This window comes from Staphylococcus haemolyticus (genome assembly GCF_006094395.1).
GTDB classification, from domain to species: domain Bacteria; phylum Bacillota; class Bacilli; order Staphylococcales; family Staphylococcaceae; genus Staphylococcus; species Staphylococcus haemolyticus.
The window spans coordinates 1,636,894-1,651,974 of sequence record NZ_CP035291.1 but is presented as its reverse complement, the minus strand read 5'-3'; the positions used below and the strand labels follow the sequence as shown (position 1 = coordinate 1,651,974).

General features: G+C 34.1%; 14 protein-coding genes. All 14 read left to right on the top strand.

Annotated features, from left to right (window positions below; genetic code table 11):
* The first annotated feature begins 4 nt into the window (after positions 1-4).
* The 14 genes from recG to trmD all read left to right on the top strand — a co-directional run bounded on the left by recG (position 5) and on the right by trmD (position 15,027).
* Positions 5-2,056, top strand: a complete 2,052-nt coding sequence (gene recG, locus EQ029_RS07900; RefSeq protein ID WP_016930693.1) for an ATP-dependent DNA helicase RecG — start codon at positions 5-7, stop codon at positions 2,054-2,056.
* A gap of 135 nt (positions 2,057-2,191) precedes the next feature.
* Positions 2,192-2,752 (top strand): transcription factor FapR, encoded by a 561-nt coding sequence (fapR, locus tag EQ029_RS07895; RefSeq protein WP_011275971.1) that lies wholly within the window; start codon positions 2,192-2,194, stop codon positions 2,750-2,752.
* Between the two features lies 1 nt (position 2,753).
* The gene (plsX, locus tag EQ029_RS07890; RefSeq protein WP_011275970.1) at positions 2,754-3,740 is read left to right on the top strand and encodes a phosphate acyltransferase PlsX; all 987 of its coding nucleotides are present in this window, start codon (positions 2,754-2,756) and stop codon (positions 3,738-3,740) included.
* Positions 3,733-4,662: an ACP S-malonyltransferase gene (gene fabD, locus EQ029_RS07885; RefSeq protein ID WP_011275969.1), complete on the top strand. Its 930-nt coding sequence runs from the start codon at positions 3,733-3,735 to the stop codon at positions 4,660-4,662. The genes plsX and fabD overlap by 8 nt, the downstream gene beginning before the upstream one ends.
* Entirely contained in the window at positions 4,652-5,389 is a 738-nt protein-coding gene (gene fabG / locus EQ029_RS07880; protein ID WP_011275968.1) for a 3-oxoacyl-[acyl-carrier-protein] reductase, read from the top strand. The genes fabD and fabG overlap by 11 nt, the downstream gene beginning before the upstream one ends.
* Before the next feature lie 112 nt (positions 5,390-5,501).
* Complete coding sequence (locus tag EQ029_RS07875) at positions 5,502-5,735, top strand: acyl carrier protein (protein ID WP_001830184.1); 234 nt, start codon at positions 5,502-5,504, stop codon at positions 5,733-5,735.
* 70 nt (positions 5,736-5,805) lie between these two features.
* Positions 5,806-6,558, top strand: a complete 753-nt coding sequence (gene rnc / locus EQ029_RS07870; RefSeq protein WP_210423027.1) for a ribonuclease III — start codon at positions 5,806-5,808, stop codon at positions 6,556-6,558.
* 84 nt (positions 6,559-6,642) lie between these two features.
* Positions 6,643-10,212 (top strand): chromosome segregation protein SMC, encoded by a 3,570-nt coding sequence (smc, locus tag EQ029_RS07865; RefSeq protein ID WP_053017387.1) that lies wholly within the window; start codon positions 6,643-6,645, stop codon positions 10,210-10,212.
* Entirely contained in the window at positions 10,209-11,432 is a 1,224-nt protein-coding gene (gene ftsY / locus EQ029_RS07860; RefSeq protein ID WP_053017389.1) for a signal recognition particle-docking protein FtsY, read from the top strand. The genes smc and ftsY overlap by 4 nt, the downstream gene beginning before the upstream one ends.
* Complete coding sequence (locus EQ029_RS07855) at positions 11,419-11,751, top strand: putative DNA-binding protein (protein WP_037537868.1); 333 nt, start codon at positions 11,419-11,421, stop codon at positions 11,749-11,751. Before ftsY ends, EQ029_RS07855 begins: the two co-directional genes overlap by 14 nt.
* A gap of 25 nt (positions 11,752-11,776) precedes the next feature.
* Complete coding sequence (ffh, locus tag EQ029_RS07850; protein WP_037557994.1) at positions 11,777-13,147, top strand: signal recognition particle protein; 1,371 nt, start codon at positions 11,777-11,779, stop codon at positions 13,145-13,147.
* Between the two features lie 245 nt (positions 13,148-13,392).
* Positions 13,393-13,668 (top strand): 30S ribosomal protein S16, encoded by a 276-nt coding sequence (rpsP, locus tag EQ029_RS07845; protein WP_011275962.1) that lies wholly within the window; start codon positions 13,393-13,395, stop codon positions 13,666-13,668.
* Between the two features lie 118 nt (positions 13,669-13,786).
* Positions 13,787-14,290 carry a ribosome maturation factor RimM gene (rimM, locus tag EQ029_RS07840; RefSeq protein WP_037557996.1) on the top strand — a complete coding sequence of 168 codons (504 nt, stop codon included), beginning with the start codon at positions 13,787-13,789 and terminating at the stop codon, positions 14,288-14,290.
* Positions 14,290-15,027, top strand: a complete 738-nt coding sequence (gene trmD / locus EQ029_RS07835) for a tRNA (guanosine(37)-N1)-methyltransferase TrmD (protein ID WP_037557997.1) — start codon at positions 14,290-14,292, stop codon at positions 15,025-15,027. The genes rimM and trmD overlap by 1 nt, the downstream gene beginning before the upstream one ends.
* Positions 15,028-15,081: the final 54 nt, after the last annotated feature.

Genomic DNA, 15,081 nt, shown 5'->3' with positions numbered 1-15,081 from the left:
AGTTATGACTAAAGTCAATTTAATAGAAAGTCCGTATCCGCTTCAAAGTATCAAAGGACTAGGACCAAAAAGAATTGCTTTATTGCAAGAACTGAATATTAATACGGTTGAAGACTTAGTACTCTATCTACCGACTCGATACGAAGATAATACAGTTGTAGATTTAAATATGGCTGAAGATCAATCTACAGTTACAATTGTCGGCGAAGTTTATTCGATGCCAACTGTCGCATTTTTCGGCAGAAATAAATCAAAGTTAACAGTACACTTGATGGTAGATAACATCGCGGTCAAGTGTATCTTCTTTAATCAACCATACTTGAAAAAGAAAATTGAACTTCATGGGACGGTAACTGTTAAAGGAAAATGGAATCGTGCAAAACAAGAAATAAATGGAAACAGGATGTTTTTTAATGAGCAATCACAAGATACAAGTGAAATTAAGTTAGAACCTGTTTATCGCATTAAAGAGGGCATTAAACAAAAACAAATGCGGGATATGATTTATCAAACTTTAGATGATGTTACAATCCATGAATGGCTTACAGAAGAACTTAAACAGAAATATAAATTAGAATCCTTAGAGGATACATTACATGCCTTACATCGTCCAAAGGATCGACAGGACTTATTACGTGCTAGAAGAACATATGCTTTTACTGAGTTATTTATGTTTGAATTAAGAATGCAGTGGTTAAATCGTTTAGAAAAGTCATCTGACGAAGCTATTGAGATAAATTACGATATTCAAAAAGTGAAAGATTTTATAGAAACTTTACCTTTTGAATTAACTGATGCACAAAAAAAGAGTGTGAATGAAATCTTTAGAGATTTAAAAGCACCGATACGTATGCACCGATTACTACAGGGTGATGTGGGGTCAGGTAAAACAGTTGTTGCAGCAATATGTATGTATGCGTTGAAAACAGCGGGCTATCAATCAGCATTAATGGTCCCAACGGAAATTTTAGCTGAACAACATGCAAATAGTTTAACTGAACTGTTCGGTGAGTATATGAATGTAGCATTGCTGACAGGTTCTGTTAAAGGTAAAAAAAGAAAAGTTCTATTAGAGCAATTAGAAAATGGTACTATTGATTGTTTAATAGGTACACATGCGCTGATTCAAGATGATGTAACATTTCAAAATGTAGGACTTGTCATAACAGATGAACAACATCGCTTCGGAGTCAATCAACGTCAACTTTTAAGAGAGAAGGGTGCAATGACGAATGTACTCTTTATGACAGCAACACCGATTCCTAGAACACTTGCTATATCTGTATTTGGTGAAATGGATGTGTCATCAATTAAGCAACTACCTAAAGGGCGCAAGCCAATTATTACAAATTGGGCAAAGCATGAACAATATGAGCAAGTGCTATCGCAAATGACGTCTGAACTTAAGAAAGGGCGTCAAGCCTATGTAATATGTCCATTGATAGAGAGTTCAGAGCATCTTGAAGATGTGCAAAATGTAGTCGAGTTGTATGAATCACTCAAACTGCATTATGGCGAGAAAAAAGTAGGATTATTACATGGTAAAATGCCAGCTGAAGAAAAAGATGAGGTTATGACGCGTTTCAGTCAACATGAAATAGATATACTAGTTTCAACAACTGTAGTTGAAGTTGGCGTCAATGTACCAAACGCGACATTTATGATGATATATGATGCAGACCGCTTTGGTTTATCAACGTTGCATCAATTAAGAGGTCGTGTAGGACGTAGTGAACACCAAAGTTACTGTGTCCTTATCGCATCTCCCAAGACAGAAACTGGCATAGAACGCATGACTATTATGACGCAAACAACGGATGGTTTTGAATTGAGTGAGCGTGATTTAGAAATGCGTGGTCCTGGTGACTTCTTTGGAGTTAAACAAAGTGGTTTGCCTGACTTTATGGTAGCGAATATTGTTGAAGATTATCGAATGCTTGAAGTAGCTCGAGACGAGGCGGCAGAGTTAATACAATCAGGTGAATTTTTCACAGAAACATATCAGCATTTACGTGAATTCATTGATCAGAACTTGCTACATATGAGTTTTGATTGATGCTTAAAAGTCACTATTGTCAAAAAGTAAAATATAGCACTATGATATTTGTTGAGCTTATCAAACGGAAAGTGTTATGATATGTGAGGAATGTTTAAGACTTGGTACTAATTTCACTTTTAAGGAGGGATTTAATTGAAATTGAAAAAAGCAGAACGTCGTCAGGCGATTCAAAAAGCAATTGAATTAAATCCCTTTATTACGGATAGTGAATTATGTGAACAGTTTGAAGTTAGTATTCAAACCATAAGGTTAGATAGAACAAACCTAAGTATTCCAGAACTACGAAAGCGTATTAAATTAGTAGCTGAGCAAAATTATGAACAAATTCGTGCTCTAGAGGCAAATGAAGTGGTTGGAGATTTAATTCAAGTTGAACCAAATATATCCGCTCAATCCCTCATTGAAATTACTGAAGAATCCGTTTTTACGAAGACTCAGATAGCACGAGGTCATGTGTTATTTGCTCAAGCAAATTCGCTTTGTGTAGCTTTAATACATAAATCAACAGTGTTAACACAGGAAAGTAATGTAGCATTCATTGAGAAAGTTAAACTTAATGATACAGTAAGGGCAGAAGCACACGTTGTAAATAAAACTTCGCACCATTATGTTATAGAAGTAAACTCATACGTAAGAGACACAATAGTGTTTAAAGGAACGTTTAAAATGTTTTATATAAGCGAGGATGAATGACATGGTTAAAATTGCTATTGATATGATGGGTGGAGATGACGCACCCGGTATCGTCTTAGAAGCGGTTGAGAAAGCAGTTAATGATTTTAAAGATTTAGAGATTATTTTATTTGGTGATCAAAATCAATACACACTCAATCATGAACGTATAGAATTTAGACATTGTTCTGAGAAAATAGAAATGGAAGACGAACCTGTAAGAGCTATTAAACGTAAGAAAGACAGTTCAATGGTAAGAATGGCAGAAGCAGTGAAAAATGGTGAAGCGGATGGATGTGTGTCTGCAGGTAATACCGGTGCGCTTATGTCAGCAGGTTTATTCATTGTTGGTCGTATTAAAGGTGTGGCAAGACCAGCACTTGTAGTCACTTTACCAACAATTGATGGAAAAGGATTTGTATTTTTAGATGTGGGTGCCAATGCAGATGCGAAACCTGAACATTTATTGCAATATGCACAACTTGGTAATATTTATGCTAAAAAAATACGTGGCATTCAAAATCCTAAAGTATCATTATTAAATATCGGTACAGAACCAGCTAAAGGTAATACATTGACTAAGAAGTCTTACCAACTACTTAAAGACGATCAAAGCTTTAACTTTGATGGTAATATTGAAGCTAAAACGTTAATGGAAGGTAATACTGATGTAGTGGTAACTGATGGATATACGGGTAACATGGTACTTAAAAATATCGAAGGTACTGCAAAATCAATAGGTAAAATGTTGAAAGAAACATTTTTAGGAAGTTTAAAAAACAAACTAGCAGCTTTAGTATTAAAAAAAGACTTAGACACTTTTACTAAGAAGATGGATTATGCAGAATACGGTGGATCAGTATTATTAGGTCTTGACGGAACGGTTGTTAAAGCGCATGGTGGATCTAATGCTCGCGCGTTTTATTCTGCGATTCGACAAGCTAAAATTGCTGGCGATGAAAAGATTGTCGATATTATGAGAGAGACGGTAGGTGGTAAGGATGAGTAAAGTAGCAATTATTTTCCCAGGTCAAGGTGCACAAAAAGTTGGCATGGCAAGTGATTTGTTTAATGAGGATAAGAAAGCGACAAATATTCTAAATTCAGCTCAAGAAGCAATGGACTTTGATTTATTGGAAACGATGTTTACAGATAATGAGAACAAACTAGGTGAAACTGAACATACACAACCAGCTTTATTGACGCATAGTATAGCGTTATATAGTGCATTAGATAATATTAATGCTGATTATACTATGGGACACAGCTTAGGTGAATATTCTAGTTTAGTTGCTGCGGGAGTATTAAAATTTGAGGATGCAGTTAAGATTGTTCGCAAACGTGGTCAATTAATGGCTCAAGCTTTTCCAAATGGTGTTGGTAGTATGGCAGCAGTATTAGGTTTGAGTTATGAAGAAGTAGACCGAATTTGTAAAGAATTATCTACAAATGATGAATTGGTCGAACCAGCAAACATTAATTGTCCAGGTCAAATTGTAGTGTCAGGTCACAAATCACTTATTGATAAATTTGTTGAAGAAGGTAAATCGTTAGGTGCTAAACGCGTCTTACCTTTAGCGGTTTCTGGACCTTTCCATTCTTCAATGATGCAAGTGATTGAAAAAGACTTTGAGTCTTTCATTAATCAATTCGAGTGGCATGATGCATCGTTCCCGATAGTTCAAAATGTTAATGCACAAGGTGAAACTGATGCAACAACAATTAAGTCTAATATGATTAAGCAATTATATTCACCCGTTGAATTTATCGATTCAGCAGAATGGTTAATTGCTCAAGGTGTAGATCATTTTATAGAAATTGGTCCTGGTAAGGTCTTATCTGGTTTAATTAAGAAAATAAATCGCGATGTTAAATTGACATCAATTCAAACATTAGAAGATGTGAAAGGATGGAATAATCATGACGAATAAAAATGCATTAGTGACTGGTGCTTCAAGAGGTATAGGTCGTAGTATCGCATTACAATTGGCTGAAGATGGTTTCAATGTAGCCGTAAACTATGCAGGTAATAAAGAAAAAGCTGAAGCAGTTGTTTCTGAAATTAAAGCTAAAGGTGTTGAAAGTTTTGCGATTCAAGCAAATGTAGCTGAAGGCGACGAAGTTAAAGCTATGATTAAAGAAGTCGTTAGTCAATTTGGTTCGTTAGATGTACTTGTGAATAACGCTGGTATCACTCGTGATAACTTATTAATGCGCATGAAAGAACATGAATGGGATGATGTTATCAATACTAACCTTAAAGGTACATTTAATTGCATTCAAAAAGCTACACCTCAAATGCTTCGTCAACGTGGTGGTGCAATCATTAACTTATCAAGTATTGTAGGTGCCATGGGTAATCCAGGACAAGCTAACTATGTTGCTACTAAAGCAGGTATAGAAGGTTTAACGAAATCAAGCGCACGTGAACTTGCATCACGTGGTATTACAGTCAATGCGGTAGCACCTGGTTTCATTGTTTCGGATATGACAGACGCACTGAGTGATGATTTAAAATCACAAATGTTGGAACAAATACCACTATCTCGATTTGGTGAAGATACAGATATAGCGAATACAGTAGCATTTTTAGCATCTGATAGAGCGAAATATATTACTGGCCAAACAATCCATGTCAATGGTGGCATGTACATGTAAATGAAGTACTTGAATTTTATTATCAGTGTTTAAGAAATGCTTGTATTTTACCCATTAAAATGGGAAAATAAAGTAGTCTATGGATAGACACTTTTAAAGGAGGTGAATCGACGTGGAAAACTTCGATAAAGTAAAAGATATCATCGTTGACCGTTTAGGTGTAGATGCTGATAAAGTAACTGAAGACGCATCTTTCAAAGATGATTTAGGCGCTGACTCACTTGATATCGCTGAATTAGTGATGGAATTAGAAGATGAATTTGGTACTGAAATTCCTGATGAAGAAGCTGAAAAAATCAATACTGTTGGTGATGCAGTTAAATACATCAATAGTCTTGAAAAATAAAAACTTACATCTGAGTCGTCTACAAGATGGCTCAGATTTTTTTCTTAAGAATCAAACAAAGAATAAACATATGGGAGGTTCTAATGTGACAAATCCAAAAAAAATAGAAATGGTTAATGACTTTCAACAACAGTTTGCGAAGAAAATGAATGAGTTGGGATTTACATATTCAAATATTGACTTGTATCAACAAGCTTTTTCTCATTCAAGTTTTATCAATGACTTTAATATGGACCGTTTGGCGCATAATGAGCGACTCGAATTTTTAGGCGATGCGGTATTAGAATTGACGGTATCACGCTACCTTTTTGATAAACATCCGGATCTACCAGAAGGTAATTTAACAAAAATGCGTGCAACAATTGTATGTGAGCCCTCACTTGTAATATTTGCTAACAAAATCGAGTTAAATCAACTTATCTTATTAGGTAAAGGTGAAGAAAAAACGGGTGGGAGAACACGCCCTTCATTAGTGTCCGATGCCTTTGAAGCTTTTGTCGGGGCTTTATATCTTGATCAAGGATTAGATGTAGTTTGGCAATTTGCTGAGAAAGTGATTTTTCCATATGTTGAGGATGATGAATTGGTTGGTGTTGTTGATTTTAAAACACAATTTCAAGAGTATGTTCATAGTCAAAATCGTGGAGATGTGACTTATCGTTTAATTAAAGAAGAAGGTCCAGCGCATCATCGATTGTTTACGTCGGAAGTCATTTTAGAGAATGAAGCAGTAGCAACAGGTCAAGGTAAAACTAAAAAAGAATCAGAACAAAAAGCGGCAGAGAGCGCTTATTCAAAATTAAAAAGCAATAATAATCTTTAACATATATTAAAGAAAACCATTAAACGGTAAAATATTGTCCTCCTCTCAACTAGAATGAGTGGAATGATTAACAAGGAGAATAGTATGGTGTATTTAAAATCAATTGATGCCATAGGTTTTAAATCATTTGCAGATCACACAGATGTTCAATTTGACAAGGGTGTAACTGCAATTGTTGGGCCTAATGGTAGCGGAAAAAGTAATATCACTGATGCCATTAAATGGGTATTAGGTGAACAGTCCGCCAAATCATTACGTGGCTCTAAAATGGAAGATATTATTTTTTCAGGAGCAGAACATCGAAACGCTCAGAATTATGCAGAAGTACAATTGAAACTTGACAATAAAGCTAGAAAGTTACAAGTTGATTCAGATGATATCGTCGTGACACGTCGTTTATATCGTAGTGGTGAGAGCGAATACTATCTTAATAATGATAAAGCGCGTTTAAGGGATATCACTGAACTATTCCTGGATTCTGGTTTAGGAAAAGAAGCATTTAGTATTATATCTCAAGGTAGAGTAGATGAAATTTTAAATGCTAAACCTATTGATAGACGACAAATACTTGAAGAATCAGCTGGTGTATTAAAATATAAGAAGCGAAAAGCTGAATCATTACAAAAGTTAGACCACACTGAAGATAATCTTACGCGCGTAGAAGATATTTTATATGATTTAGAAGGACGCGTTGAACCATTAAAAGCTGAAGCATCAATTGCAAAAGAGTATTTAAAATTGTCTGAAGAGATGAAACAAAGTGATGTTATTGTTACTGTAAATGATATCGACCAATATTCAGAGGATAATCGTCAACTGGATCAAAAATTAAATGATTTAAAAAGCCAACAAGCGGATAAAGAAGCAAAACAAGCTCAGATTAATAAATATATTCAAAAGCAAAAGTCTCAACGTCAACAAATTGATAATGACATTGAACAATTAAACTATAATTTAATCAAAGCTACTGAAGAATATGAAAAGTTCACAGGTCGATTGAATGTTTTAGAAGAAAGAAAACGAAATCAATCAGAAACGAATGCTCGTTTTGAAGAAGAGTTAGATAATTTACATCAAGAATTAAAAAATGCTCATAATGAAAAAGCTGATATTACTCAACAAATTACTGCTTTAAAAGAAAAACAAAAAGAGTTGAATAGTAGTATTCATCAATTAGAATCACAACTGTATGTTTCTGATGAACAACATGACGAAAAATTGGAATCAATCAAAAATGAATACTATGAATTAATGTCTGAACAATCAGATGTAAATAATGATATTCGCTTTTTAGAGCATACGATTAAAGAGAATGAAGCGAAAAAATCACGCTTAGATTCTCGCTTGGTTGAAGCTTTCAATCAACTTAAAGCGTTGCAAAGTGAAATTTCTAATACAGAACGCAACCATCAAGCTACTGTTAAACAATTGAGCGATATTGAGACTCAAATAAGTCAACTAGAACAGCAGTTATCAAAAGCTAAACAAACTCAAACTGAATATGAAGATAAACTTTATCAGGCTTATCGATACACTGATAAAATGAGAGCTAGAATAGAGAGTTTAGAAACTCAAGAAGAGGATTATACTTATTTCTTTAATGGTGTTAAACATGTGTTAAAAGCTAAAAATGATAACCTACAAGGTATTCATGGTGCTGTTGCAGAAGTGATAAATGTGCCATCTGAATTGACTCAAGCGATTGAGACCGCATTAGGTGCTTCATTACAACATATCATAGTTGATAGTGAAAAAGATGGACGCCAGGCAATACAATTTTTAAAGCAAAAGGGTCTTGGTAGAGCCACATTCTTACCATTAAATGTTATAAAATCGAGACAATTATCTAATAATATTAGGCACATCGCTGAAAATACAAATGGATTTATCAATGTAGCTTCAGATGCGATTAAAGTTAATTCACAATATCAAGCTGTAGTTGAAAATTTAATAGGTACTACTATTATCGTAGACAATTTGAAACATGCTAATGAACTGGCAAGAGCTATCCAATATAAAACACGCATTGTAACTTTAGAAGGAGATATTGTTAATCCTGGTGGTTCTATGACCGGTGGTGGTGCGCGCAAGACGAAGAGTATTCTATCACAAAAAGATGAACTGACAACTATGCGTAATCAATTAAAAGATTATGAATCACAAACACAAGATTTCGAGAAACAGTTACAAAAACACAAAAATGAAGTTGAACATCTCAGCGAAACTTATTTTAAAATGAGTCAGCAATATAACGAAGTAAAAGAACAATCTCATAATGAAGCGTTAGAATTAGATCGACTTAAAACACAAGAAGCGCACATTAAAGATGAACATGAGGAATTTGAATTCGAGAAAAATGATGGCTACCAAAGTGAAAATAGTCGCATTACTTTAACTGAAAAACAAGAGCGATTAACTATTATTCAAGGTAAGTTAAAACAACTTGAAACAGATATTGAACGTTATACTCAATTATCTAAAGAAGGTAAAGAGAATACCACTCAAGTGCAACAACAATTAAACCAAAAACGCTCTGACTTAGCTGTAATTAAAGAACGAATAAATGCTCAAAAAGCGTCATTAGAACGTACAGATAAACAGATAGAGACGATTAACAAACAATTAACAAATGTTGACGATAAAATTAAACTCTTCAATTCTGACGAAATGATGGGGGAACAAGCATTTGAAAAATTACAACAACAGATAAAATCTAAAGAAAATGACCGACAATCCATCACTGATCAGTTAAAACAATTGAAAAAAGAACGTATTGATGTCAATGAAGATGTTGAGTCACATGAAGCTACATTGCAAGAATGTCATCAAGATTTATTGTCAATTGAAAGTTTTTATCAAGATATAAAAGCACAACAATCGAAATTAGATGTATTGATTAACCATGCAATTGATCATTTGAATGATGAATATCAACTAACTGTTGAGCGGGCTAGAAGTGAATTCTCTTCAGAAACGCCAATTGATGCGCTGAGAAAGAAAGTCAAACTAACTAAAATGTCAATTGAAGAACTAGGGTCAGTAAATATTAATGCTATTGAGCAATTTGAAGAATTAAATGAGCGTTATACTTTCCTCGATGAACAACGTACAGACTTGCGTGAAGCGAAACAAACACTTGAACAAATTATAAGTGAGATGGACCAAGAAGTGAAAGGTCGTTTTAAAGAAACGTTTTTACAAGTGCAAGCTCATTTTACGACAGTATTTCAGTCGTTATTTGGAGGTGGACATGCTAAATTAGAGTTAACAGATGATGATTATTTATCAGCTGGTGTTGATATTATTGTTCAACCACCTGGTAAGAAATTGCAACACTTATCTTTATTAAGTGGTGGTGAGCGTGCATTAAGTGCTATTGCACTACTATTTGCTATCTTGAAAGTAAGATCTGCTCCATTTGTTATACTAGATGAAGTAGAGGCTGCACTCGATGAAGCGAATGTAATTCGATATGCTCAATTTTTAAAAGAATTATCTATTCAAACTCAATTTATTGTTATTACACATCGAAAAGGAACTATGGAATATTCAGACCGTTTATATGGTGTGACGATGCAAGAGTCAGGTGTTTCAAAATTAGTAAGTGTCAACTTAAATACAATTGATGAGGTTATGAAGGAGGAACAAGCATGAGTTTCTTTAAACGATTAAAAGACAAATTTTCAACGAAATCTACTGAAGATATAGAACAAGAATTATCAGAAGAAGAAGGCAATCAGAGTAGCACAATTCATGATGACAATGATGAAGCACAGATAGAACCGAAGAAAAAACCGCGTAAATTAAGTGAAGCGGATTTTGATGACGATGGATTAATTTCAATTGAAGATTTTGAAGAAATTGAAGCACAAAAAATGGGGGCTAAATTTAAAGCAGGTCTTGAAAAATCACGTCAGAACTTCCAAGAACAACTTAATAATTTGATCGCACGTTATAGAACAGTAGATGAAGATTTCTTCGAAGCACTTGAAGAAATGTTAATCACTGCAGATGTTGGTTTCAACACAGTAATGCAATTAACAGAAGAATTACGTACTGAAGCACAACGTCGAAATATACAAGAAACTGAAGATTTACGTGAAGTTATTGTTGAAAAGATTGTTGAAATCTATCATCAAGAAGATGACCAATCAGAAGCAATGAATCTTGAAGACGGCCGTTTGAATGTCATTTTAATGGTTGGCGTAAATGGTGTTGGTAAAACAACTACAATCGGTAAATTAGCACACAGATATAAAATGGAAGGAAAAAAAGTAATGCTTGTCGCTGGAGATACATTTAGAGCTGGTGCAATTGATCAACTACAAGTTTGGGGTGACCGTGTAGGTGTTGAAGTAATTCGTCAAAGTGAAGGTTCAGATCCTGCTGCAGTTGTATATGATGCAATTAATGCCGCTAAAAATAAAGGTGTCGATATATTAATTTGTGATACTGCAGGACGTTTACAAAACAAATCTAATTTAATGCAAGAATTGGATAAAATGAAACGTGTCATTAGCCGAGCTGTGCCAGATGCGCCACATGAAGCTTTATTATGCTTAGATGCAACAACAGGTCAAAACGCATTATCTCAAGCACGTTCATTTAAAGAAGTTACAAACGTATCAGGTATAGTATTAACTAAATTAGATGGTACTGCTAAAGGTGGTATTGTACTTGCGATTAGAAATGAACTTCACATACCTGTGAAATATGTAGGATTAGGTGAGAAACTTGATGACTTACAACCATTTAACCCAGAAAGTTATGTATATGGCTTATTTGCAGATATGATTGAACAAAATGAAGATATTCCAGATGAAGTTGCTGAATTAGATTTTAATAATGAGGATAATCCAAATGGGGAAAAATGATTTAGTTAAAACTTTGCGAATGAATTATTTGTTTGATTTTTATCAAACATTATTAACTGAAAAACAAAGAAATTATTTGGAACTGTTTTATTTGAGAGACTATTCACTAAGTGAAATTGCAGAGACATTTGATGTGAGTAGACAAGCAGTTTATGATAATATAAGAAGAACTGGCGATTTAGTAGAAGATTATGAAGCTAAATTGAATTTGTATGAAAAATTTGAACAACGTCGTAAAATTTATGACGATATGAAACAAACATTAAATGATTCTAAGAAGTTAGAACAATACATTAATCAATTAGAAGAATTAGAATAAATAGAGATAAGGGAGGGCAATTGATATGGCATTTGAAGGATTATCCGATCGTTTGCAAGCTACGATGCAGAGAATGCGTGGTAAAGGTAAAGTTACTGAAGCGGATATTAAAGCAATGATGCGTGAAGTACGATTAGCATTATTAGAAGCCGATGTAAACTTTAAAGTAGTTAAAGAATTTGTTAAGACAGTGTCAGATCGTGCCTTAGGATCAGATGTAATGCAATCATTAACACCTGGTCAACAAGTCATTAAAATTGTACAAGATGAATTAACTCAATTAATGGGTGGCGAAAACTCAACGATTAAAATGGCAAACAAGCCACCAACTGTTGTGATGATGGTTGGTTTACAAGGTGCAGGTAAAACAACAACAGCCGGTAAACTAGCATTATTAATGCGTAAAAAATATAATAAAAAGCCAATGTTAGTTGCAGCGGATATTTATCGACCAGCCGCAATTAATCAATTACAAACGGTAGGTAAACAACTTGACGTTCCTGTTTATAGTGAAGGGGACCAAGTTAAACCGCAACAAATCGTTGAAAATGCATTAAAACATGCCAAAGAAGAACATTTAGATTTTGTAATCATTGATACAGCAGGTCGTTTGCATATTGATGAAGCGTTAATGAATGAACTTCAAGAAGTTAAAGAAATTTCTAAACCTAATGAAATCATGTTAGTTGTAGATGCTATGACTGGGCAAGACGCAGTTAACGTTGCGCAATCATTTGATGACCAATTAGACGTTACTGGTGTTACGTTGACTAAATTAGATGGGGACACTCGTGGTGGTGCTGCTTTATCTATTCGTTCAGTAACTCAAAAACCAATTAAATTTGTTGGTATGAGTGAGAAAATGGATGGACTGGAATTATTCCATCCTGAACGTATGGCATCTCGTATATTAGGCATGGGTGATGTTCTTAGTCTTATCGAAAAAGCTCAGCAAGACGTCGACCAAGAAAAAGCTAAAGATTTAGAACAAAAAATGCGTAATTCTACGTTCACATTGGACGATTTCCTTGAACAATTGGACCAAGTTAAAAATCTTGGCCCACTTGATGACATCATGAAAATGATTCCAGGAATGAATAAGATGAAAGGCATGGATAAGTTAAATATGGATGAAAAGCAAATTGACCATATTAAAGCGATAATCCAGTCTATGACACCAAGTGAAAGAGAAAACCCAGCAGTTCTGAATGTTTCTAGAAAAAAACGTATCGCTAAAGGTTCTGGTCGTTCACTACAAGAAGTGAATCGCTTGATGAAACAATTTAATGATATGAAGAAAATGATGAAGCAATTCAGTGGCGCTGGACGTAAAGGTAAAAAAGGTAAACGTAGTCAAATGGAAAATATGTTAAAAGGTATGAACTTACCATTTTAATTAAGTGAAAATATCGAACGCTCTTTGAAGAGCGTTCGATATTTTGATGTTTATTGAAAAATAAATGTACTATCATATATTTAGCGAAAGGTTCGGCCTAGCTAAAGCTAGTCCATAACCAAATCTACGGTTTTGAAAAAACCTAGATTTGGTAAAGAAAAAAGTCTTTACAAAACATCAAGTTACTGTTAATATTATTTCTTGTAGAAAATAAAAAGTAAAAGATTTAAAGGAGAGTTTTATATATGGCAGTTAAAATTCGTTTAACTCGTTTAGGTTCAAAAAGAAATCCATTCTATCGTATCGTAGTAGCAGACGCACGTTCACCACGTGATGGTCGTATTATCGAACAAATCGGTACTTACAACCCAGCTAGTGTTAATGCTCCAGAAGTTAAAATTGATGAAGAATTAGCATTAAAATGGTTAAAAGACGGTGCTAAACCAACTGATACAGTTCATAATATCTTATCTAAACAAGGTATTTTAAAAACTTTTGATGAACAAAAACACGCTAAATAATTAGCTTAAACTTTATAAGTAAAGTAATAGAGGCGCCAACTGATGGCGCCTTTTTAAATACTGAAAAATCATGATATGATAAATAAAATGACATTAATGGATTAAATGAGGTGCAAATATGCAAGTTGAAGTTGGTCAAATCGTAAATACACATGGAATTAAAGGTGAAGTTAAAGTGAAATCTAATTCCGATTTTACGGATACCCGTTTCCAACCAGGTGAAGTATTGACGGTAAATCATCAAAATCATGAAGAACAATTGACGGTCTTATCTTACCGTGTTCATAAAGGATTCCATATGTTGAAATTTGAGGGAATAAATAACATTAATGACGTCGAACAATATAAAGGTGACTATTTGTACCAAGAACGTGATCATGAAGATATTGAATTAGCTGAAAATGAATATTACTACTCTGACATCATTGGAAGTACTGTATTTGATGATGACAATCAACCTATCGGCAGAGTTATCAATATTTTTGAAACAGGTGCAAATGATGTTTGGGTTGTTAAAGGAGAAAAGGAATATCTCATTCCTTATATAGCTGATGTAGTTAAAGATATTGATATTGAAAATAAAACGATTCATATAACACCTATGGAAGGGTTGTTAGATTAATGAAAATTGATTATTTAACTTTATTTCCTGAGATGTTTGATGGCGTGCTCAATCACTCCATTTTAAAAAGGGCACAGGATAAAGAAATCATTAGTGTGAATACAGTAAATTTTAGAGATTATGCCATTAATAAACATAATCAAGTGGATGATTACCCATTTGGTGGTGGACAGGGTATGGTCCTAAAACCTGAACCGGTCTTCAATGCTATGAAAGATTTACAACGAACTGATCAAACGCGTGTCATTTTAATGTGTCCTCAAGGTAGACCTTTTTCACAAGAAATTGCACAAGAATTAAGCGAAGCTGAGCATATCGTATTTATTTGTGGACATTATGAAGGTTATGATGAACGTATAAGAACGCACCTAGTGACGGATGAAATTTCAATGGGGGATTATGTATTAACTGGAGGAGAATTGCCAGCGATGACGATGACAGATGCGATTGTGCGATTAATACCAGGTGTATTAGGAAATCAACAATCACATCAAGATGATTCGTTCTCAGATGGTCTATTAGAATTCCCTCAATATACACGTCCAAGAGAATTTGAAGGTATGACCGTTCCAGATGTATTATTATCAGGTAATCATGCAAATATTGAACAATGGCGACATGAACAAAAATTAATCCGTACTTATCATAAGCGACCGGACTTACTTGATCGATATCCTTTAACGGAAGACGATGAAAAATTTTTAGAAAGCTATAAAAAGCAATTGAAAAACAATTAGTATTATGCTAATATATATCAAGTGTGAAAAGACACTAATTATCACTATGATCCG